The 24,655-nt window shown below is 43.3% G+C and carries 16 protein-coding genes and 2 tRNA genes; 16 read left to right on the plus strand and 2 right to left on the minus strand.

Annotated features, from left to right (window positions below):
• The first annotated feature begins 533 nt into the window (after nucleotides 1-533).
• The 7 genes from BY457_RS06520 (at nucleotide 534) to BY457_RS06550 (ending at nucleotide 9,657) form a co-directional block, all read left to right on the plus strand.
• A complete protein-coding gene (locus tag BY457_RS06520) occupies nucleotides 534-3,563 on the plus strand; it encodes a SusC/RagA family TonB-linked outer membrane protein (protein WP_106152535.1) in 3,030 nt (1,009 codons plus the stop codon).
• 12 nt (nucleotides 3,564-3,575) lie between these two features.
• Nucleotides 3,576-5,177, plus strand: a complete 1,602-nt coding sequence (locus BY457_RS06525; protein ID WP_106152685.1) for a RagB/SusD family nutrient uptake outer membrane protein — start codon at nucleotides 3,576-3,578, stop codon at nucleotides 5,175-5,177.
• A 275-nt stretch (nucleotides 5,178-5,452) separates the two neighbouring features.
• A complete protein-coding gene (locus BY457_RS06530) occupies nucleotides 5,453-7,090 on the plus strand; it encodes a beta-N-acetylhexosaminidase (RefSeq protein ID WP_106152536.1) in 1,638 nt (545 codons plus the stop codon).
• A gap of 248 nt (nucleotides 7,091-7,338) precedes the next feature.
• Nucleotides 7,339-8,625 carry a bifunctional folylpolyglutamate synthase/dihydrofolate synthase gene (locus tag BY457_RS06535; protein WP_106152686.1) on the plus strand — a complete coding sequence of 429 codons (1,287 nt, stop codon included), beginning with the start codon at nucleotides 7,339-7,341 and terminating at the stop codon, nucleotides 8,623-8,625.
• Nucleotides 8,626-8,686: 61 nt separating this feature from the next.
• A tRNA-Val gene (locus BY457_RS06540) sits at nucleotides 8,687-8,764 on the plus strand.
• A gap of 21 nt (nucleotides 8,765-8,785) precedes the next feature.
• Nucleotides 8,786-8,860: transfer RNA gene (locus BY457_RS06545), tRNA-Val, on the plus strand.
• 131 nt (nucleotides 8,861-8,991) lie between these two features.
• Complete coding sequence (locus BY457_RS06550; protein WP_106152537.1) at nucleotides 8,992-9,657, plus strand: redox-sensing transcriptional repressor Rex; 666 nt, start codon at nucleotides 8,992-8,994, stop codon at nucleotides 9,655-9,657.
• Nucleotides 9,658-9,723: 66 nt separating this feature from the next.
• Here BY457_RS06550 and BY457_RS06555 read toward each other — a convergent pair whose 3' ends face one another.
• Together BY457_RS06555 and BY457_RS06560 are read right to left on the minus strand one after the other, a co-directional pair.
• Entirely contained in the window at nucleotides 9,724-11,157 is a 1,434-nt protein-coding gene (locus tag BY457_RS06555) for a sensor histidine kinase (protein ID WP_258176643.1), read from the minus strand.
• Nucleotides 11,075-12,451: a sigma-54-dependent transcriptional regulator gene (locus BY457_RS06560; RefSeq protein WP_106152539.1), complete on the minus strand. Its 1,377-nt coding sequence runs from the start codon at nucleotides 12,449-12,451 to the stop codon at nucleotides 11,075-11,077. Before BY457_RS06560 ends, BY457_RS06555 begins: the two co-directional genes overlap by 83 nt.
• Nucleotides 12,452-12,927: 476 nt before the next feature.
• Between BY457_RS06560 and BY457_RS06565 the strand changes: the two genes are divergently transcribed.
• The 9 genes from BY457_RS06565 to BY457_RS06605 all read left to right on the plus strand — a co-directional run bounded on the left by BY457_RS06565 (nucleotide 12,928) and on the right by BY457_RS06605 (nucleotide 24,653).
• Entirely contained in the window at nucleotides 12,928-13,608 is a 681-nt protein-coding gene (locus BY457_RS06565) for an ABC transporter ATP-binding protein (RefSeq protein WP_106152540.1), read from the plus strand.
• Between the two features lie 25 nt (nucleotides 13,609-13,633).
• Nucleotides 13,634-16,048, plus strand: a complete 2,415-nt coding sequence (locus BY457_RS06570) for an ABC transporter permease (protein ID WP_106152541.1) — start codon at nucleotides 13,634-13,636, stop codon at nucleotides 16,046-16,048.
• Nucleotides 16,049-16,187: 139 nt separating this feature from the next.
• Nucleotides 16,188-19,205 (plus strand): protein translocase subunit SecDF, encoded by a 3,018-nt coding sequence (gene secDF, locus BY457_RS06575; RefSeq protein ID WP_106152542.1) that lies wholly within the window; start codon nucleotides 16,188-16,190, stop codon nucleotides 19,203-19,205.
• A gap of 111 nt (nucleotides 19,206-19,316) precedes the next feature.
• Nucleotides 19,317-19,778 carry a Sec-independent protein translocase subunit TatA/TatB gene (tatA, locus tag BY457_RS06580; protein WP_106152543.1) on the plus strand — a complete coding sequence of 154 codons (462 nt, stop codon included), beginning with the start codon at nucleotides 19,317-19,319 and terminating at the stop codon, nucleotides 19,776-19,778.
• Between the two features lie 142 nt (nucleotides 19,779-19,920).
• A complete protein-coding gene (locus BY457_RS06585) occupies nucleotides 19,921-20,865 on the plus strand; it encodes a calcium/sodium antiporter (RefSeq protein ID WP_106152544.1) in 945 nt (314 codons plus the stop codon).
• Between the two features lie 170 nt (nucleotides 20,866-21,035).
• A complete protein-coding gene (locus BY457_RS06590; RefSeq protein ID WP_106152545.1) occupies nucleotides 21,036-21,689 on the plus strand; it encodes an ABC transporter ATP-binding protein in 654 nt (217 codons plus the stop codon).
• 30 nt (nucleotides 21,690-21,719) lie between these two features.
• Nucleotides 21,720-22,484 (plus strand): TIGR02757 family protein, encoded by a 765-nt coding sequence (locus BY457_RS06595; protein ID WP_106152546.1) that lies wholly within the window; start codon nucleotides 21,720-21,722, stop codon nucleotides 22,482-22,484.
• 12 nt (nucleotides 22,485-22,496) lie between these two features.
• Nucleotides 22,497-23,204: a tRNA1(Val) (adenine(37)-N6)-methyltransferase gene (locus BY457_RS06600; RefSeq protein WP_106152547.1), complete on the plus strand. Its 708-nt coding sequence runs from the start codon at nucleotides 22,497-22,499 to the stop codon at nucleotides 23,202-23,204.
• Between the two features lie 54 nt (nucleotides 23,205-23,258).
• Entirely contained in the window at nucleotides 23,259-24,653 is a 1,395-nt protein-coding gene (locus BY457_RS06605) for an MATE family efflux transporter (protein ID WP_258176644.1), read from the plus strand.
• Nucleotides 24,654-24,655 lie beyond the last annotated feature (2 nt).

Genomic DNA, 24,655 nt, shown 5'->3' on the forward strand with positions numbered 1-24,655 from the left:
GACCAATAATGTGAGGGGGGAGGGATACCTCAAACCCCAGGGCGTTTCCCAGGGCTATTGCTCTCAGGCTATCAGTCTGTTTACACCTTGCCTGGCTTATGTGTAAGGTAGGCTAGATAGCTTCTCAAATCTATTCAGGGCGCTGTTTCATTATCACATCTTTATTGCAATCCTTTTTATCTGTCTGTAAGCATGCTTCCTTTTATGGGCGGTTTGACCAGAGGTTCGTTTTTTACAAAATGCAACGTAGAGAATCTTTTGCAACAATAGTGTTATTGTTGCATCAAATGGCTCATTTTTAGGAACAGGCAGAGTGTAGAAGATGGTCGGTTCCAGATACATTTGTTTCACGTTGTGCTTATGAATTAAAACCGAATCATTAAAAAGATGATACAGTCTGAAGACGAAGAAAAAAAGATGAAACGCTTCAAGAAAATACGTGGAGGGTTAATCATTGGAATTTTGCTAATGCTGGCTCTCTTCTATTACACAGTTTTTACCAAATAATTTGTTGAATTAAAAATTCTTAATCTATGAAAAAAACGGATTTTTTTAAACAAATGCTGATCCTTCTATTTCTTACATCTATTGTGGGAGAGGTTGCAGCTCAGCAGATCACTGTCCGGGGGACAGTTACTGAATCTTCTACGGGAGGAGAACCTATTCCCGGTGTTTCTGTGGTACAAAAGGGAACGATGAACGGCACAATTACTGATGTTGATGGGAATTATCAGATTATGCTTCCGGAGGATGCTACTTTGGTTTTTTCCTTTATTGGATTTATAACCACAGAGGTGCCTGTTAACGGGCAGGAAATTATCAATGTCGAGCTTGAACCTTCAGTTATCAATGTTCAGGAGGTTGTTGTTACTGCTTTGGGAATTGAGAAACGAAGCAAGGGGCTGACCTATTCCACCCAATCCATGAGCGGAGACGAACTTACGGATGCTAAGGATGTCAACCTGGTAAATTCGTTAACAGGAAAAAGTGCAGGGGTCGTTATTACCAAAAGTAGTTCCGGTCTGGGTGGATCTTCCAAGATGCTGATTCGTGGTAACCGTTCTGCCGGAGGTAACAACCAGCCACTTTATGTAATTGATGGTATGCCAATGCTGAACAGCGTTTCGGAACAACCCAGTACTTCTATTGGAGGTACTAATGATGCCGGCGGCCGCGATAGTGGAGATGGTATTTCGAACCTCAACCCCGAGGATATCAAGAGCATTAATATTCTCAAAGGAGCTTCAGCTGCTGCCCTTTATGGGACACAGGCGGCCAACGGGGTTATTGTTATTACTACCAAAAAAGGACTGGCCGGAAGAACAACCGTGAATGTTAGCTCCAATACCACAGTGGAGTCTGCTGTTTCTCTTCCTGAATTTCAGGATAAGTATGGGCACAGTTCCGGTGGTTACAGCTGGGGTGATAAGATCAATGGTTCAACCGACTATGTGGATGATTTCTTTAAAACAGGGGTGACAACCATTAATAGTATGTCTCTTTCTTCGGGAAGCGAAAAAATGCAGACCTATTTTTCTTATGCCAATACTTCAGCAAAAGGGATTATTGATGGGAATAAACTTAAAAAACATAACCTGAACTTCAGAGAATCAGGAAAGTTTTTTAATGACAAGTTATCTCTTGATGCCAATGTAAATCTGTTAAACCAGTCAATAACCAATAAGCCTGTAGCCGGTGGTTATTATCTCAATCCTTTGGTTGGCTTATATCGGTTCCCCCGAGGTATGGATATGCAACCCTATAAAGATGATTTTGAGGTATATTCTATTGATCGAAACCTGAATGTTCAGAATTGGCACAAGGAATTAGAGGCAATGGAGCAAAACCCTTACTGGATTAATAATCGTATGCCCAGTAAGGATCGGAGGAACAGGGTTTTGTCTTCATTGACTGCCAGGCTCGACATTAACAGTAATCTGAATGTGCAACTCAGAGGGAATGTGGATTATACCAATGACAGGTACAATAAGAGAATTTATGCATCCACACATACAGCACTTTCCGGTAGCAATGGGCGGTACATCGTAATGAATCGTGAAGAGATACTGAACTATGGTGATGTTTTGCTAAACTACAACAATGTTTTTGGGGATGTTTCGCTTACCGCTTCGTTGGGAGCCAGTGTGAATGATACAAAAGTGCGAAGTGAACGGCTGGATTCCAGACCCAATAATTTGCACCTTCCCAATGTGTTTACAGTTGCCAATATGGATATTGGATATATTGAGGAGATGGATCTTCACCGGCAAATGCAGTCTGTTTTCGGAACCGCTCAGGTTGGTTTTAAAGACCTGTTGTTTCTGGATGTAACCGGCCGAAATGACTGGTCTTCAGCTCTTGCAAACACCGATAGTGAAAATTCAGGTTTCTTTTATCCTTCTGTCGGGGTAACAGCGGTGCTTTCCGATATGATGAATATGCCGGGTTTTATTGACTTTGGTAAAGTCAGGGGATCATGGAGTAGTGTGGGTAACGATATTCCTGTGTATATCAGTAATCCGACAAATTCTTTGGCGGCCGGAGGAAATCTTATTTTTAATTCTGAAGCACCCTTTGATAATCTGAAGCCCGAACTCTCCAAATCTGTGGAACTGGGAACTGAGTGGCGGATGTTTGCCAATAAATTATCTCTTGACCTGACTTACTATAAGACCAATACGGAGAACCAACTGTTTACACTTCCTGCTCCTGCCGGTTCCGGTTTTTCATCCTATTATGTGAATGCCGGAAACATTCAAAATGAGGGTTTTGAAGCTGTTGTTGGAATTACTCCTTTGGCTGAGAACGATTTGTTCTGGAAAAGTACCATCAATTTTGCAACCAATAAAAACACAGTGAAAGAGTTGCATCCTGATCTGAAGGAATTTCGCTTCGGAGATCAGACTTCCAATTCTTACTGGATGAAATTGGTGGAAGGTGGTTCTTTCGGTGATATTTATGGTGTGGCATTTGCCAGAAACGAATCCGGCGAAATTATTTATGACGAGGATAATTTGCCAACACGTCAGGAAGAATTTGTTAAAATAGCCAATGCATCTCCCGATTTCTCTCTGGGATGGAACAACAGCATTACTGTAAAGAATTTTAATTTTCAGTTCCTGATTGATGGAAGATTCGGTGGAGATGCAATCTCCTTAACTCAGGCTGATCTTGATCAGTTTGGTGTAACCCAGGAAACAGCAGAGGCCCGCGACCGCGGATATGTGGAGTTGGAAGGCCGTAAAATCAACAATGTCAGAGAGTTTTACAACAGGGTGGGCGGAAGAAACGGTATTTCTGAGTACTATGTTTATGATGCAACAAATGTGCGGCTTAGAGAGGTTATTCTTGGATATTCTATCGGTGAAGAGGTGTTTGGTGCAGACTCTTTTGTGAAAAATGCAAAGGTTTCTCTAATCGGACGGAATTTGCTCTTTATCTACAAAGATGCCCCTTACGACCCTGAAGCGCAGTTGTCTGTTGGCAATAACCTTCAGGGAGTGGATGTATTCGGAATGCCTGGTACCCGAAGCTATGGTTTGAATGTAAAATTAACTTTTTAAGAGATGTTGATTATGAAAAAATATATTTTTAAAACAATTCTGTTGTTGACAATTGTTCCCCTTTTGTTTTTGAAATGTACCGACCATTTTGATGAGTTGAATACCAATCCGACAGGGATTACAGAGGAACAACTGGAAGGTGATTACAATATGATCGGAGCCTATTTCCCTCAAATGCAGCAAATGATATACATGAACTACAACTGGGGAGATGGCAAAGATTGGACTTACCAAATTGCCCAAAACCTGAATGCTGATATTTACTCAGGGTATATGATGTCTCCTACGCCCTTTAATGCCAATGTGAATAACCTGACATACTCTCTGGTTGATGGCTGGAATTTTGCCGCATGGGAATACACTTATGCCCATTTTATGACTGCCGCACTGGAAGTGGAAAAAAAGGCGGTGGATGAATATGCTCATTTTGGTGCCGTTGCAAAGGTGTTAAAAGTTACCGCCATGCATCGAATTTCCAACCTCTACGGGCCAATCATTTATTCCGAGTATGGAAAGTCTCAAACTGGTGGCACTTATGATTCTCAGAAAGAAGCGTACAATGCCTTTTTTGATGATCTGAGTGATGCTGTGACTACTCTGGAAACTTTTATTCAGGATAATCCCGGAGCCACTCCTTTTCAGAACTTTGATCAATTTTTTGGAGGCGATTACCAAAGGTGGATTCAATTCGCCAACTCATTGCGCCTGAGGCTGGCTATTCATATAGCGAATGTTTCTCCGGAGAAGGCCCGTCAGGAAGCAGAGGCTGCTGTGAATGCCCCATATGGACTGATGTTGGACGGTGTTGCTGCTGTAAGCGGAAAAGGATATACTCATCCTTTGGCTGTTCTGAGTAGTTCCTGGAATGATGTGTTGATGGGGGCCCCCATCGAATCTATAATGAGAGGGTATAATGATCCCCGTTTACCTGCATATTTCAAACCTGCTGTAGATGAGGATTTAATCAGTCAGGGATATGAGTTTAAAGGCATCCGTCAGGGAATCGAAATAGAAGATAAGGGGACTTATGTGGAACATTCACAATTGAACATCTCTACTGAATCACCCGCCATATTGATGACTTCTGCCGAAGTTTATTTCCTGTTGGCCGAAGGCGCCCTGAGAGGATGGAATGTTGGGGGCACAGCTGGTGATCTTTATGTTAAAGGGGTTGAAGCATCAATGGCCCAGTGGGGCGTGTCTGCAGGTGATTATCTTAATCAGGATAATGTGGCTGCACCTTACGTCGATCCCATCCATCCGGAAAACAGTGTCGAAGAGGGCAATGAATATTTAAACAATGTATCTCCACGATGGGTGGAGGAAGCATCGGATGAGGTTAAGCAGCAAAAGATAAGTATTCAAAAGTGGTTGGCCATATTTCCTGAAGGAGTTGAGGGTTGGACTGAGGTGAGAAGAACCGGATATCCCAAGATTTTTCCTGTGATAGTTAATCACAGTGGGGGAGTAATTCCTTCAGAACACTTTGTGCGACGGTTGAATTTTCCTCCTTCCGAAAGAGATTTGAATCCTTCTTATTCCAATATAGAAGTACTTCTTAACGGGCCTGATAATGGAGCAACCCCTCTTTGGTGGGATGTGGATTTGGAGTAGTATTTTCTCATGGATAGTATGAAGTAGCGTTTGTGAGGCATTTCCGGAATTCTATAACCGGAAATGCCTTTTTAATAGATTCTGGTGAGGGGTAGTATAACCCGGTTCGTAACAAAAGAAAGTTCGAATAATGTTGTTATGCCTGAGCTAAGTGGTTTTATTTGCTCTCAGGCTTTAAGTGGACACTTATCAGGTAGTTGCAAAATCTTAAATGATACGAGTCTCGAATGTTCGGGACGCGTTTTATTAGATCTTTATAATCAAATTTTATACTAATGAGAAAGAAAGCTTTTAAGTTGTCAATATGGATGTTGATTGTTGCATCATTGACAGGTTGTGGTAAAGAGAATGAAGCTTCCAGAGAACTGGCTGTGATTCCCAAACCTGTGAAAATGAAATCACTTGGAGGGGATTTTCAGTTTAATGAAAAGACAGTTATTGTTGTGAGTGGTGATGATGAACAGCAAATAGGTGTTGCACATTATTTGTCGAAATTGTTAAGTTCTGCTACAGGTTTTCGGCCCGAGGTTAATGTGGAGGACAATTCGGAGGACAATTCCATCTTTTTGGAAATAGACAAATCAATTACAGGTGCTCCCGGTTGTTATTCTTTATTGGTGACAGAGTCAAAGGTGTCTGTTTCAGCTCCCGGAGTTACAGGGCTTTTTTACGGGGTTCAAACGTTGCGACAGTTGTTACCCCCTGAGATTGAATCGGATGTTTTGTTTCCCGATATGGAGTGGAAAGTTCCGGCAGTGGAAATATTTGATGAACCGGCTTTTCCGTACAGAGGGTTACACCTGGATGTGAGTCGGCATTTTTTTCCTGTAAGTTTTATTAAAAAATATATCGATTTGCTTGCCTTTCATAAGATGAATGTATTTCATTGGCACTTGACTGATGATCAGGGATGGCGTTTGGAAATAAAGAAATATCCGATGCTGCAGGAAATCGCCAGTCAACGGGAAGAAACGCTTGTCGGGCATGGTCTGGAAGAGCCTTTTGTCTATGATGGACAACCTTATGGTGGCTATTATACACAGGAGGAGGTAAAAGAAGTTGTAAAATATGCCGAAGAACGATTCGTGACAGTGATTCCGGAAATAGAAATGCCTGGGCATGCGCAGGCAGCACTGGCAGTATATCCTCATTTGGGCTGCACTGGCGGACCCTATAAAACCGTTACCCGATGGGGGGTGTTCCCGGAGGTGTTTTGTGCCGGAAAAGAGGAAACTTTTCAATTTCTGGAGGATGTGTTACTTGAGGTGATGGAACTATTTCCAAGCGAATATATCCATATAGGTGGCGATGAATGTCCTAAGACACGTTGGGAAGAGTGTGAATTTTGTCAGGCAAGGATTGCTGACGAAAACTTAAAAAATGAGCAGGAGCTTCAAAGTTACTTTGTACACAGGATCGAGGAGTTTCTGAACAGGCATGGCCGAAGCATCATCGGTTGGGATGAGATTATGGAAGGCGGGCTGGCTCCCGGAGCAACAGTGATGTCCTGGCAGGGGGAGAAAGGAGGAATTCAGGCTGCTAAAATGGGGCATAACGTGATCATGACACCTGTGTCGCATTTGTATTTCGATTATTACCAGACAGATCCGGAAGGAGAGCCTTTGGCTATCGGGCATTTCTTGCCCCTTGAGAAGGTTTATTCTTACCATCCTGTGCCGGACACGTTAACATCTGAGGAAGCAAAGTTCATAATTGGCGCACAGGGAAATCTGTGGTCAGAATATATTAAAACTCCCGGGCATGCAGAATATATGGTTTTCCCGAGAGCCGTGGCTTTGTCTGAAATTCTTTGGACTCCTGTAGAAAATAAAAACTATAATGATTTTCTTCAGAGGTTAGATGTTCATAAGCGACGTCTGAATGTGCTGGATGTGAATTATTTTAAAGAATAGAAATTAAATTAAATAGTGATTTTATAAGACAAAAGTCTGTTGGTTTTATGCCTGCAGACTTTTTTGTTACTTCTTGTTAATTGTTAGAATAATCTTCTTTCTATCCGGAAATATTGCGATTTTTGCGGGAAGTTACCGGAATCTATGACCAGCATGACAACATTGGTTTTTGGATTAATATGTGGTGGAGGGGCATTGTTATGTTGTGTTTTTGATATTTTCGGGATCTTGAAAATAATTACATGTTGATGAACTATCAGGAAACTTTGGATTTTTTATTCAGCCAGCTGCCCATGTATCAAAGGGCGGGTAAAGCTGCTTACAAAGCCGATCTGGCGAATACTTTAGCACTGGATAAATATTTTGGTCATCCGCATCGACGGTTTCGCACAATTCATGTGGCCGGAACCAACGGAAAAGGGAGTGTCTCACATATGCTGGCATCTGTTCTTCAGGCTGCAGGGTACCGGACCGGGTTATATACTTCGCCACATTTACTCGATTTCAGAGAGCGTATAAAGATTGACGGAAGAATGATTTCTGAAACTGAAGTAACACAGTTTGTGGAACAGCACCGTGGGGTGATAGAACGAATTGCTCCTTCTTTTTTTGAGATGACGGTGGCTATGGCTTTCGATTATTTTGCCCGCAAGGAGGTAGATGTAGCAGTTGTGGAAGTGGGCCTGGGAGGGCGTTTGGATTCCACCAATATCATAACTCCCGATTTGTCGGTAATTACAAATATCGGGCTGGATCATACAATGTTTCTGGGCGATACCCTGAGGGCAATTGCGGGTGAAAAGGCAGGAATTATTAAGACGGGTGTTCCGGTGGTGGTCGGGCGTCATCAGGAGGAAATTGAGGATGTTTTTCGGGATAAAGCCAAGAAACAAAGGGCATCTCTTTATTTTTCAGGAGAACTTGCAACGCTAAAACCGGGAGTAACCTCAGCTGAATTTCAGGAGCTGATTGCCGAAGCGTCATTGGGAGGAGGAACCTATCGTTTGCCTTTATTGGGCCATTATCAACAGGAAAATTTCAGAACAGTCCTGGCTGCATTAAATATTCTCAATAAATCATGGTATGAACTGACACCGGAATCTATTTCTAAAGGGATTGAAAATGTTGTGAAAAACACTGGTTTACTGGGGCGTTGGCAAAAATTGTCAGAGCACCCCACTGTAATATGTGATACGGGCCACAATGTGGATGGAATTTCTGAGGTGATGCAGCAGTTGATGCTTCAGGGGAAAGAAAATATTCATATTGTCTGGGGGATGGTTAATGATAAAGATATCTCCGGTGTGTTGAAATTACTGCCGGTGAATGCCCGTTATTATTTTACAAGGGCATCCATTCCACGGGCGTTGGATGAAAAACTGTTAGAAGAGGATGCCGGAAAGGTTGGTTTGAGAGGAGAATCATTCAGAAATGTTCGTTTGGCCATCGATGCTGCAAAAAAAAATGCAGCATATAATGATTTGATTTTCATTGGTGGGAGCACTTTTGTGGTCGCTGAAGCATTGGAAAAATGAATTTTTTGTTTGGAGGTTGAGAAAAACTCTTCTATATTTGCATCGCTTTTGAGAAAAAGACGGGCGGTTAGCTCAGTTGGTTCAGAGCACTTGGTTTACACCCAAGGGGTCGGGGGTTCGACTCCCTCACCGCCCACCAACGACCAATTTTTTCTCAAAAGGGCGATTAGCTCAGTTGGTTCAGAGCACTTGGTTTACACCCAAGGGGTCAAAGGTTCGAATCCTTTATCGCCCACCTATTCTGAAGGACCTTACGGGTCCTTTTTTTGTTTAAGGTGGTCGGGTGTTTTTTATTACTGATTTCTTTCAGCAATAAAAAACTTCATTAATTTTGTAAGAACGAATTTCATTCATTGAAAAACAACCATGGAAGAAGGAAACAGTAAAAAGAAGAGCTTTCTGGTACCCGAACCGGCGCTTAGACGCATGCCCTGCTATTTGGCTTATCTTAAAATTGCCTCCCGGCAGGGAGATCGTTATATTTCATCTACCAATATTGCCGGAGATATGGGAGTGGATCCCACCCAAGTTACCAAAGATCTTGCTTATACAGGTATTTCCGGAAAAACCCGTGTGGGGTATGAAGTAGAACCTCTTATTGATGCCCTTGAGGATTTTCTCGGGTTCCGGATCGTTGATCAGGCTTTTCTTTTCGGAGCTGGTAGTTTGGGGCGTGCATTGTTACACGACCATGGTTTGAAGCAATACGGCTTAAATGTTGTGAAGGCTTTTGATATTGATCCTTCGGTAGTGGGCCGTGAGATTGTCGATGTGCCCATTCATCACATTGACGATTTTAAGCTGATGCGCGAAGAGGGTGTTGAGATTGGGATTCTCACTGTACCCACCGAGAGTGCACAGCAGGTAGCTAATCTGATGGTGGAAGGTGGGATTCGTGCCATTTGGAATTTCACGCCTGTCCGCATTAAAACTCCTGATAATGTAGTTGTCCAGAATACTTCGCTTTATGCACATCTGGCCGTGATGTTTAACCGACTGCATGAGATTAAACAAGACGAAAAGAAATTTTGATGACACCGCATTAGTTGGTGAGGGTTGAGGGATGAATGTTAAGCTCACCCCTCATCAGGTCACCAGTTAAAACGTCAACGAGAATTTCGTCTCCTTTCCTGGCTCCGAATAGGCATTGATTCCCCCTCCGTGAAGTCGCATTATTTGCCGTGATAGGCTGAGACCGATGCCGGAACCCTGTGGTTTGGTGGTAAAGAATGGAATGAAAATTTTATCCAGCACATCGGGTAAAATGCCCTTGCCGTTGTCGGTAACCTGGATTGTTATTCGTCCCCGGCGGTTTAGAAAAGCTTTGATTTCCAGTTGTGGATTGGAAGTTTCCTCAAGGGCATGAACTGCATTGGTAACCAGGTTTATGAGCACCTGCTCGATGAGGTGCTGGTCAGCAGAAAGTTCGAGTGACTCCGGTTCAACAATGATGTTGCAGGTGATCCCTTTATTATGAATTTCATTTTCATGAAGATCTCTGATGTTATCGAGAAGGTCCTTGACTTTAAAAATGGAAAAGCTGGGAGTGGGGATTTTTGTGAGATTCCGGTAGGTGTTTACAAAGTGGAGAAGCCCGTCGGTACGCTTGTGGATAGTTTGCAGAGCTTGTTCCACTTCCTTCAGGGATTCCGTGTCCTCGGGATCCACCTGCTGGTTCTCCAGCGATGTGGCAATGTCCCGGATGAGTAGTTTGACCGTCGAAGACAGGGATGATATCGGGGTAATGGAGTTCATTATTTCGTGTGTCAGCACCCGGATAAGTTTTTGCCATGACTCCATCTCCTTTTCATCCAATTCCTGTTGTATGTTCTTAATTGAGACCAGTAGAATGGTGCGGTTGTGAATGCGAAATTCCGTGGCATATATGGCCAGTTGCAACAAATCATCTTTTTCTCTTACCCGGATCAGGTCGTTTTCCCCGTGTTTGATGGTTAAGAGTTTTTGAACAATTTCGGGGCTGAATTCCTTCAGCCCCTGTATGTTGTGCAGAGTGCGAACCTGAAACAGTTTTTTCGTTGCGTTATTAATGAGTTCAACTGTACCGTCTCTCTGAAAAGCAATCAGGGCAATGCCAATGTGCTGAATGACCGTTTGCAGGTAGAAGAAATTTTCTTCTTTTTCGGCCCGTACAGACTGAAAGTCTTCAATTACTTCATTGAATGACTTTTTTAGCTTGTCGAATGAAGAATCGGTACTTTCAACCTGAAAAGTTCGTGTAAAATCGGAATACCGGATCGATTCCAGAAAATTGTTGAGTACACGGTTGGTTCGGTCCACATAGAAAATCATTGCAATAATCTGAAACAATACCAGAAGTCCTGCCAGAATTAAAGTCATGGTCAGTTCTGTATTGTACCAGAGGTAACTGAGTCCAAAGATGGAAGCAGTGAGTAGCAGACTCCGGATGATGTAGTTGGTTCGAAAAGAATTAAAGGCCATATTTTTCCATTCTTCGATAAAGGGATGTGCGGGTAAGTCCCAGGTCTGATGCAGCTTTGGAGATGTTTCCACTGTGCATCCGCATCACTTTCTCAATCACTTTTTGTTCTATTTCCTCCAGATTGTAGCTGTCAAAATCAAAGGCTTCTCCCGAACTGCCGTGGCTGGAGAGATGGAAGCTTCCCTCATCCAGATTTGGTGAGTCGCTCATGATAACAGCTCTCTCGAGTACATGTTGGAATTCACGAACATTTCCCGGCCAGGGGTAAGTGTTGAATTTTTTGATGACCTGATTGGATAATTTGTTGATTTTTTTGTTGTATTTACGTGAGTAAATTTTCAGAAAATGGTCGGCCAGCAGAGGGATGTCTTCGGGACGTTCCCTGAGTGGGGGAATTTCAATCTCCACGGTGTTGATCCGGTATATTAAATCCTGTCGAAAACCATCCTCCGCAGCCATTTGCTTTAAAGGCATATTGGTAGCGCTGATGAGTCTGATATCGATAGGTTTTGGCTTGTTGGCTCCTACGCGGGTTACTTCTCTCCGTTCCAGAACAGTCAGTAGCTTGGCCTGCATTGGTACCGAAAGGTTTCCTATCTCATCCAGAAAGATTGTCCCTCCGGAAGCCAGTTCAAACCGGCCCGGGCGGTCAGTTTTGGCATCTGTAAATGCCCCTTTCACGTGTCCGAAAAGTTCACTTTCAAAAAGTGTTTCACTCAATGCCCCCAGGTCAACACTTACAAAGGGCTCCTCCTTTCGCAGGGAGTGGCGGTGAAGGGCACGGGCAACCAGTTCTTTTCCTGTGCCGTTTTCTCCAAGTATGAGGACATTTGCATCAGTGCCTGCTACCTTTTGAATGGTCTTGAAAACCTGCTGCATCCCGGGAGAAACCCCAATGAAATCAGCAAAGGGCTGATCCATAATGGTGTTTATCTCCTTCTGCTTCTCCTTGAGATCGCTTGCTTCGCGTTTGGAACGATTGAGTTTTATGGCTGAGGAGATGGTGGCCAGTAATTTTTCGTTTTGCCAGGGTTTGATGATAAAATCGGTAGCTCCTGCCTTTATGGCCTGTACCGATTTTTCAACATCTCCGTAGGCGGTAATGAACAGTACCACCGCCTGGGGATCGATTTCAAGAACTTTGTCCAGCCAGTAAAAACCTTCTTTTCCGCTGATGGCATCCTGCGTGAAATTCATATCCAGTAAAATCACATCAAAGTCTGTCTCTTTCATGTGATTGGGGATGTTTGACGGATTGGTTTCCGTGACGATTTGTTCCACGTGGGGACGAAGCAGCAATTTCAGTGCAAACAGAATGTCTGTGTTGTCATCAACTGCAAGTATTTTTCCTGTCTTGGATGCCATGGTAAAGGACGTTTATTAAGAATGATTATTAATTATCAGGTTCAGGTTAAGATAAAGGCTTAGGTTAAGGTAAGGCTCAGCTTCCCAAATGTATTAAAAAATGTGCAAATCAGAATAAAAAATGTTCGTTTTCGTACAATTAAAAGGCCAATACTTTAGCGAAGATAAGTTCTGTTGCTGTTAAGTTGCCCTGTAACAGCGTTTTGATTTTTTTGGTCTGGTTTGTGATTAAAATATTTCAGACAAAATTGAGATAAAAGCTTGTGACCAAATTTTTATTCCCTGACCGATTGCAAGTTACACTAAAGAATTATTTATTAATATTGTGTAGGCAGAATGGTCATTCGGCTTTCTTGTTTTAACAGTTAAAAAGCTATGTGTTAGTGTTTTAATTGCAGACGCAGCACCGCCTGATTAGATTTAGGGGTGTACGCGAACGGACATGTAGTGTTCAAAACCGAACATATTTTAATTTTATGATTCATACCAGAAATCTTCAAAAGTTATTTCGTCGGGGGAATAATGAAAAATATGTTCTCCGCAATATCAACATTGATATTGAAGAGGGAGAATACGTGGTATTTGCCGGACCTTCGGGCAGTGGAAAAACAACCCTGCTGGGATTGTTGGGACTGGTGGATATTCCCTCTTCGGGTGAGATCTGGTTTCGGGAACAGGAGATTACAGGGCTGTCTGAACGAAAGCGAAATCGCATTCGTCGTGATCACATCGCTTTTCTTTTCGAAGAGATTCACCTGATTGATGAGCTTAACGTTTATGAGAATATTGAGCTTCCGCTGTTGTATATGCCTGACAGCAGAAAAGAGAGACGGCGCAAAGTAGAAGAACTTTTGGACAGATTCCGACTGACACATCTGCGAAAGCAATACCCCGGCAAGTTTGGCGATTTTGTACAACAGAAGGTTGCACTTGCCCGTGCTTTGAGCTGTTCACCTGATATTTTGTATGGTGATGAACCAACCGGTCGATTGAGTTCAGGCGAGAAGGAAGAATTCATGGAGTTGCTCAGACAGCTTAATGAGGAGGGGCATACCATTGCTTTGGCCACTCATTCCAGAGAGGCAGCCCGTCATGGGCAGAGAATTATTCAGCTTTTTGACGGACATGTGGTGACAACTTCGTCTGACAGGGGCTGAGAAAGACAAAATCATAAATTAGATTATGAGAATTCTGAACTATATAAAAATATCGCTTCGTACACTTTTTTTACATCGGGGTTTTTCACTGCTGACACTTCTTGGGCTATCGGTGGGTATTGCCATGAGTATATTTGTTCTGGAGTATGTTTTTTTTCAGTTTTCCTTCGATAAGCATTTCGATCGCTATCAGGACATGTACCGGGTGGTTACTTCCGGCAACATGGAAAACGAACAGGTGGATGCAGCCTTGTCGCCCATGGTTCTTGCGTCGAGGCTTAAGCAATATCCGGAGGTGGAATCGGCAACCCGGATAGTGGATGTTGGAGAAGTGCCGGTTCGGAGTGACTTTGCATCATCATATGAATCAGAGATTCTTTATGCAGACTCTGCTTTTTTCGATGTGTTTTCCACATCATTTCTTCTTGGCGGCCCGCAAAAGACTTTTCCAGATTCCTCTTGTGTTATTATCTCCCGTGCGGCAGCCTCCCGTCTTTTTGGTGACAGAAATCCGATAGGGCAGGAGCTCCGTTTTGACCAGGATGATACATACATTGTAAAAGGAGTTTTTGAGGATGTTCCCCAAAACAGTCATTTGCAATATGATTTTGTTCTTCCCTTTTCGGTAATGGAGCAACAGTTAAGAAATTATTACGGAGACAGCTTCTCCAGGATGATAGAAAGCTGGTTTTCCCTGGTTTGCTATGTTTATGTTAAAATGGAGCCTGGTGCAGATGTTCATAAACTGGAGGGTGCTTTTGCAGATGAGATAAAAGCCGAGATGGAAGAAGAGGACATGGCCATATTTTCGGGGGAACGAAAGACCAATTTACATTTCAGTTTTCAGCCGTTGCATCATATTTATCTGTTTTCGAGTCAGGATTTTGAGATTGGAAAAACCACCAATAAAGCCTATGTTTTTATTTTTCTGGGAGTAGCATTTTTTATTTTGTTGGTTACTGCCTTTAATTTTATGAACCTTACAACTGCACGCGCACTTGATAGGGCAAGGGAAGCCGGAGTTCGACGCCTTTTTGGGGCCAGACGTTTTCATTTGGCAGGACAATTTATTAGTGAAGCAGTTCTTTTTAGTTTGGTGGCTTTGTTTTTCGGTTTGGTCCTGGTTGAATTGCTTCTTCCGGTCTTTAATAAACTTTTTCTTGTAGAATTTTTTGACAGGAGCTACCGGCAGTCCCTGGATTTTCCGTTGGTGTTAACTGTTACGTTGGCAGTAGGACTATTGTCCGGTATTTACCCGGCCTTTGTTTTCTCGCGGATAAAGGCCTTTCATCTTCAATCGGGTTACAGAAGATTTTCGGCTTATCCGGGTTTGTGGGTTCGCGGGTTACTGGTAATGACTCAGGTGTTTGTCGCCGTTTTTGTCTCTACCGCAGCAGTTGGGATGTATCGCCAACTTAGTTATGTGAATAAAAAGGATCCCGGTTTTGATATTGATCAGGTTGGAATACTGGAGCGTGCCGGACATCTGGGGTCCAAATCCGAGACAATGTATCGGGAGATAGAGAATCTGGATATTACAGAGGATGTCAGCAGATTATATTTCAAGCCAGGAGAGCCTGTGACAATCATGTCTTTTAGTAATACGGAAGACAGCAGCCAGCTCTTTCTCTTTGAAGTTTATCCGGTGGATTCATCTTTCTTCCATACAATTGGTGTAAAAGCAGAAAAAGGAACTGAGCATCTCTTTGGTTCGGGAGATATAGTGGTCAACCGCCAGGCCGCCCAAATGCTGGGCAATGATGTTATTGGGAGAAAAATATATACCGTAGCCAGAGAAGCAGGAGATCGCATGGAGTTTGGCATTCAAGGGGTAGTTCCGGATATTCACTTCTCAGGCTGGAAACATTCACTGCGTCCTGCTGTGTATATTTATGCCGGACCGGAAGAGAAACTGACTTCTCTGCTTATCCGATTTAAAAAAGGACAATGGCCCCAAACACATCAGTTGTTGAATGATCTCTGGGGGCAGTCGAAGACAGGAATCCCATTTAAAGCAGTCTCCTTCCGGCAAAAGAACAGGGATTTTTACAGCGAGGATTACCGGTATATGTCATTGGCATGGGCGTTTGCAGTATTGGTAATAATCATCGCTACTCTTGGGATGACAGGGTTGGTTTCTTTTCTGTTAGCAACGCGTCAGCAGGAGTTGTACTTGCGAAAAATAACAGGATTTCCTGATTTTCATAACATCAGGATTCTGTTTTCGGGTTTTTTCCTTTTTGTGTTATTGGGAGTGCTGATGGCTTTTCCTGTCTCCGGATCAATGCTTTCCGACTGGTCTCAGGCTTTTGTAGTGCGTTATGAGGTGGATTATTTTTGCTTTGTTCTGCCTGCATTGCTGATGTTGCTTTTGGCAGGGGTGCTTGTGTTTCTGGGGGCGCGACGATTGCTCAACAAAATATCCCTTCATCAGTTCTGATGCATGGATTTAACTTCCCGGGAATAAAATAACTATCTGATGCATTAATCTAATAAAGCCTAAAGGTTTTAAAAAAAATCAATATATTTGCGCGTTTAGTAAAACGTACATGAATTTGAATTTATAAAAATAGCTACAAATGCAGAACAAAGGAGCGATCAGACTATTTGCCATATTGTTGGCACTGGTTAGTTTGTATCAGTTGATCTTTACCTTTCAGGCACGTCGCGTGGAAAATAAAGCTGAGGAAATTGCTCAGCAAAAAGCCGGTGACAACCCTGAATTGGTGAGTGAGTACAGATTTCAGTATCTCGACTCTATGAAGAGTGAAGTAGTGTATAATTTTCTTTTTGGATTAAGAGAATATACCTACCAGGAGTGTAAAGAACGTGAGATCAATTTTGGTCTCGACCTTAAGGGGGGAATGAACATGATCCTTGAGGTTCGGGTGGCCGATATTGTCCGGGCTCTTTCCAATTACAACCAGGATGCAAAGTTTAACGAAGCCATAAGACTGGCTCGTGAGCGTGAAAAAGAGTCCACTCGTGATTTTATTTCGCTCTTTTCTGAAGCATTTGAGGAAGTGGCTCCCGAAGGTCGTCTCGCTGCCATATTCAATACTGTTGAATTGAGAGAAAAAATTGATTACAACTCAACAAATGCAGAAGTAATTGAAGTTATCCGTGAGGAATCAAGAGGTGCTATAGATAATGCATTTAATATTCTTCGTACCCGGATTGACCGTTTTGGTGTGGCCCAGCCAAATATTCAGCGACTGGAACAAGCTGGTCGTATTTTGGTTGAACTCCCCGGTATTACTGATCCGGAACGTGTGCGTGACCTGCTTCAGGGAACTGCCAATCTGGAATTTTGGGAAGTTTACAATCAAAATCAAATTTTTGAAGCGTTGATGGCTGCCAATCAGATGATTGCGGAAGTAAATGCTCTGAAGAAGAGTGATGTTGACACCGCTGATGTTGTTCCGGAAGTTCAGGCAGAAGAAAGTGCTGAAGATGTAGCTCTTTTGGATGAAATTGAAGGAGATTCTTTGGATACCGGGGATGAGCAGCGTGTTGAATCTCTGTTTTCTGCGCTTGCACCATCCGGACGTCCTTCTTCTCCGGTTGTGGGATTGGCTACATCACGCGACACAGGAAAGGTGAATACTTATCTTGCCATGGAGGAGGTTCAGTCTCTTCTGCCACGCGATGTGGAGTTTATGTGGACTGTGAAGCCTATTCCCGGCAGCGATGCTCAATACTGGACCAATCAGCAGTTTGACGAAAATGATGAGCTTTTCCAGTTGGTTGCCATTAAAGTAAGCAGTCATGATGGTCGTGCCCCGCTTGAAGGAGACGTGGTTACCGGTGCACGAGCTGTTACCAGCCAGAGTGGCGCTTATGAAATTGAAATGTCAATGAACGGTGAGGGAGCCAAAACATGGGCCCGCCTGACCAAAGCCAATATTGATAAGTCCATTGCGATTGTTCTTGATGGTTATGTTTACTCATTTCCTACAGTTCAAAATGAAATTACAGGAGGTCGCAGCTCTATTACCGGTGATTTCACTCCCCAGGAGGCTAAAGACCTTGCAAATGTGCTGGAATCAGGAAAAATGCCTGCCCCGGCACGAATCGTTGAAGATACCGTTGTAGGTCCTTCTCTTGGTGCTGAGGCTGTGGATGCCGGATTTAAGTCTTTCATCTGGGCTTTTATTGCCGTGCTTATTTACATGATTTTATACTACGGCTTTAAAGCCGGATTGGTTGCTGACCTTGCTTTGGTTGCCAACATGTTCTTTATCATGGGAGTTCTGGCTGCCTTTAATGCAGTTCTGACACTTCCCGGTATTGCGGGTATTGTGCTTACCATCGGTATGTCGGTGGATGCCAACGTGCTGATATATGAGCGAATACGGGAGGAGTTGAAAGCAGGAAAAGGACTGAAGCTGGCCATCTCTGATGGTTACCGGAATGCTTTTTCCGCCATTATTGATGCCAACGTAACAACATTCCTGACCGGTCTGATTCTGTTTATGTTTGGTACCGGACCTATTAAAGGTTTTGCTACCACATTGATGATTGGTATTGCCACCTCATTCTTCTCAGCATTTTTTATTACCCGTCTGGTTTATGAGAGCCTGCTGAAATCGAAAGTGGATATTAAATTTGGTAGCGAATGGACTAAAAACCTTTTTAAAGGTGCTCATATTCTCTTTATAGAGAAGCGTAAGTTCTTTATAATTATTTCTGCTGTCATTATTCTGGTGGGCATTGCATCTCTGGGTGTGAGAGGTCTTCAACAGGGCATCGATTTCACAGGAGGCCGTTCTTTTGTAGTTCGATTTGATGATCCTGTTCCAGCAACAGAGGTTCAATCGGTATTGACAGAAACTTTTGAAGGCGCAACCGTAGAAGCCAAAACTTTTGGAGGAGACAATCAGATAAGAATCACCACTAACTATTTGGTTGATAGTGATTCAGAGTCGGCAGACCAGGAGGCTGAAACCAAGCTTTATGAAGGTTTGAAGCAATATGTCGGAGCTGATGTGGATCGCGACACATTCCTTGCTGAGCATCGCATGAGTTCTCAGAAGGTGGGACCGACCATCGCCGCAGACATCAGAAATAAAGCGGGATATGCTATTTTCTTCTCGTTTGCTGTAATATTCCTTTACATCCTGATTCGTTTCCGGAACTGGGAATTTGGTCTGGGTGCTTTGGGTGCTGTTGCCCACGACGTATTGATTGTGTTGGGTGTGTTCTCACTGCTATACTCAATTATGCCTTTCTCTATGGAGATTGACCAGTCTTTTATTGCAGCGATCCTTACGGTAATCGGTTATTCCATTAACGATACCGTGGTGGTATTTGACCGTATTCGTGAATACCGCGGATTGTATCCAAAGCGTGATTTGAAAGAGGTATTTAACCTTGCGATGAACTCTACCATCAGTCGTACTTTGAATACATCATTGACCACGCTGGTTGTATTGCTGGTAATATTTATTTTCGGTAGTGAGGTGATTCAGGGATTTGTTTTTGCTTTGATTGTTGGGGTTGTTGTAGGTACCTACTCATCGCTCTTTATTGCTTCGCCCATTGCCTTTAATTTTATCGAGAAGCGTATTGCCAACAAAGCAAAAAAGAAGAAATAAGCATTTGATGAGAGTTTGTTAAAATTCTTTGAATGATAGTTATTTTATCCCCGGTTTGGAGTATCCATACCGGGGATTTTTTTTTATATCTTTGAGCCAAACATTAATGATATGGCAGTATTTCTTTTTGGAATTTCCATGGGTGAGATAATCATTGTATTCCTGGTGATACTTTTGCTTTTCGGGGCCAATAAAATTCCCGAGTTTGCAAAAATGCTGGGAAAGGGAATGAATGAATTTCGCAAGGCTACTGAAGATCTGAAGCGTGAGTTTAATGAAAGCACCAATGATCTGAAGGAAGACCTTGAGGAGGCAAAAAAGTATATTCATGAACAGGGAGAGGAGATCAGAAGTGATATCCGGCGTGCCGGCGATGAGGTAAAGGAGGACTTTGAAGAGGGACGAAAAGATATGGAATCGCGCGTTCATGAAGAGACGGAAGATCTTGTCGGGGGAATTGATGAGACTGCCCGTGATGTTTATGGAGTGACAGATGAGGGGAAAAGAGATGAATCCGGCTCTGTCGATGATATACCGGAAGAAAACAATGAGTCTGAAAAAAATAAAGAGTGAAACGAGTATGGAATTTTGATCCATCAATAATCGTAAATGAGTATTTTGGCGGCAAGCGTAACAGCCTGCCCCGACCATTCCGGGACGCAAGTGGTACTTTATGGACAGAAACTATTAATCAAATATTAATTACCTTCTTTTTATGGATGTTAACTCCTATTTATTAGTGCTTGTTGGTTTTGTGTTGTTGTTTCTTTGCGGAAACTGGCTTGTTCGTGGAGGGGTGGAGTTGTCCCGTCATTTTCATGTTAGTCCGTTGGTTGCAGGACTCACTGTTGTTGCGTTCGGTACTTCAGCTCCTGAGCTTTTTGTAAGTGTTAAGGCTGTTTTTACCGAATCGCCCGATATTTCCATTGGTAATGTGGTGGGTTCCAATATTGCCAATATTGGTCTTATATTGGGGGCAGTGGCTATTATATTCCCACTGGCAGTAAGGAAACCGTCCATTCTTAACGATTGGCTGGTAATGATCCTTTCGTATGCCTTGTTGTTTTTATTTTTGATCAATGAGGTTCTTGAATTTTATGAGGGACTTATTTTTGTGTTTCTTATTGCCGGATATATTGTCTTGTCCGTTTGGTCTTCCAGAAAGCACTCTGCAAAATCTGTGGAGGTTTTTCCGGACCCCACGATGAAGATTCTCCCGGCTGTTGGATTTGTGATTGTTGCAGTTTTGGGACTATATTTTGGCGCTGATTGGCTGGTAAAAGGAGCCAGTGACCTGGCCATTGGCTGGGGTGTGAGTGAGCGGGTTGTGGGTATTTCCATTGTTGCTTTCGGTACCAGTGTTCCTGAGTTGGCAACCTCTCTTGCGGCGGCTTTGAAGAAGGAGATGGATATTTCCATTGGGAACATTATTGGCTCCAATATTTTTAATGTATTCTCTATATTGGGTGTCACAGCCATTCTGAAGCCGCTTCAGGTTTCTCCCAGAGTAATATCGTCCGATATGATCTGGATGACTGTGGTAGCTGTTTTGTTGCTTCTTTTTATGCTTCCTTTGCGCAACGGGGTTATTTCCCGATGGAAGGGGGCGCTCCTTTTACTCTTTTATATTGTTTATATTTGGGTTTTATTTGTTTCGTAATTAGTGTTTGTCCATAAAGTACCATTTACTGCGTTACGCTCGCCCCAAAATCCCTCATTTACTCAAGTAAACTGGGTGTTTTCGGGCTTCTCAAACCTTGTAACTGGCACTTTCGTGACAAACACATGACCAGAAACAATTTTTGCTTAATTTATAGACCAACACTAATTATGGTAGAAGGCAGGAATATTCAAAAGCAATATGGCGACCTTAAGGTTTTAAAAGGCATTGATTTAAAAATTGACCGTGGGGAAATTGTTACCATTTTGGGCTCAAGCGGCGCAGGAAAAACTACTTTACTCCAGATTTTAGGCTCCCTGGATAAACCCACCGGGGGAGATGTCTTTATCAATGACACCAATGTAAGTACTTTGAGAGGAAATCAGCTTGCCAGGTTCCGGAATGAGCATATTGGTTTTGTTTTTCAGTTTCATCAGCTTCTTCCTGAGTTTACAGCCATCGAAAACTGTATGTTGCCGGGATTAATTGCCCGGAAGTCCGAGAAGGATTCTAAAGAACGTGCTCTGAAACTGCTGAATTACCTCGGGCTATCCGACCGTTTGGAACATAAACCGGCGGAGCTCAGCGGAGGGGAAAAACAGCGTGTGGCCGTTGCCCGGGCACTCGTAAACGATCCTTTAGTGGTATTTGCTGATGAGCCCTCCGGAAACCTGGATTCCAGAAATCAGGATGAATTGATGGATCTGTTTGTGGATTTACGTAAACAGTTTAATCAGACTTTCGTTATTGTTACACACGATCAACACCTGGCTGATAAAGCCGACCGCACAGTTCATATCGTGGATGGTGTGATTGTCGATTAATTCTTCTTTTTTATTTACGGGTTTTTCTTTATGACCAATTCTGGTGAAATTGTTGATTTTCTGAATGAAAAGGCTTCTTATTATGAGGCTCGTTGGTTTATTGACGAAGATCCTGTCCAAATTCCTCATTTGTTTACCCAAAAAGAGGATATCGAAATTTCCGGTTTTTTGACGGCTACGCTGGCCTGGGGGCAACGGCGAATGATTCTCAAAGCCTGCAGGCAACTGATGGAACGGATGGATATGGCGCCTTATGATTTTTTAATGAATGCCACCGATGATGAGCTTAAGGTAAGTGATGACTTTGTTTACCGGACATTTAAGAATATTGATGCCAATTACTTTCTGAAAACCCTTGCGCATATTTATCGTGAGAAAGGTGGCCTTCAGCAGGTGTTTATTGATGGATATGGCCAGGGAGGAATAGACAAGGCAATTATATATTTCAGAAAGGTTTTTATGTCTCTCGATCCTCCCGACCGAACCAATAAGCATGTTGCGAATATTCTGAAGAATGCCTCTGCCAAGCGCTTAAATATGTATCTGAGGTGGATGGTGAGGAGAGACTCGCCCGTTGATTTCGGATTATGGAAGGATATTTCCATGGCTGATCTTCTGATTCCACTGGACGTTCATGTGGGAAGGGTTGCGCAGCAGCTTGGGTTGCTGAGCAGAAAACAACAGGATTTTAAAGCGGTTTTGGAACTTACCGAAAAGTTGGCTCAGTTTCGGCCTGAAGATCCGGTGTTTTATGATTACGCCCTTTTTGGTCTGGGAGTTTACGAGAAATTCTGATGTATTGAGAGTATGTTTAGATTTCAACAGTTTACAGTATTACAGGAAAATGCTGCCATGAAGGTAGGTACCGATGGCGTGTTGCTTGGTGCCTGGACTCCCGTTGATCATCAGCCTGTAAAAATACTGGATGTAGGTACAGGAACAGGGCTGGTTGCATTGATGTTGGCCCAGCGTACCCAAAATGCAATGATTGATGCCGTGGAAATTGACGATGCGGCCTGCCTCGACGCCGACGCTAATTTTGAAGCATCACCCTGGAGTGATCGACTGTACCTTCATCATACATCTCTTCAGGATTTTGCTGAAAGCAACCCCTCTTCTTATGATCTGATTGTCAGCAATCCCCCGTTTTTTAGCGGAAGTATGAAGAACCCGAATCAACGTAAGGCTGTTGCGCGTCATAATGGGGGCTTAAGTCACGAGGATCTGGTTTCGGGTGTTCTTAAATTACTTTCAAAGCAGGGGCGGTTTTCCGTTATTCTACCTTTGGAGGATTATAATGTATTTCGGTTCAAAGCTGCTCGTTCAGGGTTGTTTGAGAGTCAACGGCTGGAGGTAAGCCCCAATCCGGGAAAGCCTGTGAAGAGAGTGATTTCAGAATGGATCAGGGCTGCTGTGAGTGCTCCAAATATTGAAAGGATAGACATTGAGGAATTGAGACATAAATATACTCCTGGTTTTAAGAATATTGTTTCCGGTTTTTACCTGGCATTTTAAATTTATTTATTGTCAGGGCTCAGAATTCGCTGGTTGGGTCAAAAACGAATATCTTTGCAGGTCATTTTTGAAATCATGAATCAAAACAATATAATTAAAGAAACCTATTCCCGGCACTACGGGCCAAATCTTATTTTGGCCATGCCGGTAATGCTTGCTCAGGCCGGGCAGATGGTGGTGGTGCTTGCCGACAACCTGATGGTGGGGCAGCTGGGTACGGTGCCACTGGCTGCTGTCTCCTTTGCCAACACAGTTTTTGTGGTGGGAATGGTCTTTGGTTTGGGTATGGTCAACGGACTGACGCCGCTGGTGGGAAAAGCCTATGGCGGGGGAAACAAACAACTGGCGGCTTCATGGTTTAAGCAGGGCTTGTATGCATTTCAGGCTGCCGGATTTGTACTTACATTGTTGCTTTGGCTGGTTGGATATCTGATGCCGTTTATGGGACAGCCGGCTGATGTGGTGGAGGTGGCCTTGCCCTATTACCGTGTCCTTGTGGTTTCGATGATTCCTTTTGTGCTGTTTTTTACTTTTAAGCAATTTGCTGAAGGGCTGGGGAATACCCGCATTGCCATGGTTATTACTGTGTCGGCCAACCTTCTGAATATTTTCCTGAATTATATCTGGATATTCGGAAAGTTGGGTTTTCCGGCTTATGGAGTGATGGGGGCCGGGTATGCAACCCTTACCGCCCGCATTGTGATGCCACTGCTCTTTATGTGGGTCTATTTTAAATTCGATTTTTTCAGATATTATCGGCGTCATATTGGTGAAACCAAATTTTCGTGGAATAAAAGTCTGTATCTGATGCGGCTCGGCCTTCCTATCGGAGGTCAGCATTTTATTGAGGTTTTGTCATTCAGTCTCGGTAGTATTATGATGGGATGGCTGGGGGCTGCGGCTCTGGCAGCTCACCAGATTGTGCTGAGTTTTGCCAGCTTTACCTTTATGGTGGCTCAGGGAATTTCTGCAGCGACCACTGTTAAAGTGAGTCAGTTTGTTGGGCAGAAGCGTTTTAATGCCTTGCGGGCAACGGTCTTTGCTTCCCTGCATTTGGTGATGGCTTTAATGGGAAGCGGAGCAATTCTTTTTATATTTGGTCGCAACTTCATTCCCGGTCTTTTTATTGATAGTGGTGAAGTGATTGCCATTGCTGCCGGGCTGATGATTGTCGCTGCGGCGTTTCAGCTTTTCGATGGCCTACAGGTTACTATGCTGGGGGCCTTGAGGGGCCTTGAAGATGTGAACCTTCCCTTTGGAATGTTGATAGTGGCCTATTTTGTGCTTGCCCTTCCCGTGGGATATTTTTTCGCATTTACGCTTAACGTTGGTCCGAGTGGTATCTGGTATGGCTATTTGCTTGGTCTCTTTTCCATCTCGATGTTTCTTTTGTTACGTTTCAGGTGGCTGACCCGGAATATGCATCTTTCAGAAAGTTTTGACAAGTAAAA

This window comes from Marinilabilia salmonicolor (genome assembly GCF_003003035.1).
In the GTDB taxonomy this organism is placed as follows: Bacteria; Bacteroidota; Bacteroidia; order Bacteroidales; family Marinilabiliaceae; genus Marinilabilia; species Marinilabilia salmonicolor_A.

Coding starts and splice junctions, on each gene's coding strand:
- secDF (WP_106152542.1), top strand. CDS start 16,188: ATGCAGAACAAAGGAGCGATCAGACTATTTGCCATATTGTTGGCACTG.
- tatA (WP_106152543.1), top strand. CDS start 19,317: ATGGCAGTATTTCTTTTTGGAATTTCCATGGGTGAGATAATCATTGTA.
- BY457_RS06530 (WP_106152536.1), top strand. CDS start 5,453: ATGAGAAAGAAAGCTTTTAAGTTGTCAATATGGATGTTGATTGTTGCA.
- BY457_RS06590 (WP_106152545.1), top strand. CDS start 21,036: ATGGTAGAAGGCAGGAATATTCAAAAGCAATATGGCGACCTTAAGGTT.
- BY457_RS06550 (WP_106152537.1), top strand. CDS start 8,992: ATGGAAGAAGGAAACAGTAAAAAGAAGAGCTTTCTGGTACCCGAACCG.
- BY457_RS06565 (WP_106152540.1), top strand. CDS start 12,928: ATGATTCATACCAGAAATCTTCAAAAGTTATTTCGTCGGGGGAATAAT.
- BY457_RS06595 (WP_106152546.1), top strand. CDS start 21,720: ATGACCAATTCTGGTGAAATTGTTGATTTTCTGAATGAAAAGGCTTCT.
- BY457_RS06585 (WP_106152544.1), top strand. CDS start 19,921: ATGGATGTTAACTCCTATTTATTAGTGCTTGTTGGTTTTGTGTTGTTG.
- BY457_RS06520 (WP_106152535.1), top strand. CDS start 534: ATGAAAAAAACGGATTTTTTTAAACAAATGCTGATCCTTCTATTTCTT.
- BY457_RS06560 (WP_106152539.1), bottom strand. CDS start 12,451: ATGGCATCCAAGACAGGAAAAATACTTGCAGTTGATGACAACACAGAC.
- BY457_RS06600 (WP_106152547.1), top strand. CDS start 22,497: ATGTTTAGATTTCAACAGTTTACAGTATTACAGGAAAATGCTGCCATG.
- BY457_RS06570 (WP_106152541.1), top strand. CDS start 13,634: ATGAGAATTCTGAACTATATAAAAATATCGCTTCGTACACTTTTTTTA.
- BY457_RS06535 (WP_106152686.1), top strand. CDS start 7,339: ATGAACTATCAGGAAACTTTGGATTTTTTATTCAGCCAGCTGCCCATG.
- BY457_RS06525 (WP_106152685.1), top strand. CDS start 3,576: ATGAAAAAATATATTTTTAAAACAATTCTGTTGTTGACAATTGTTCCC.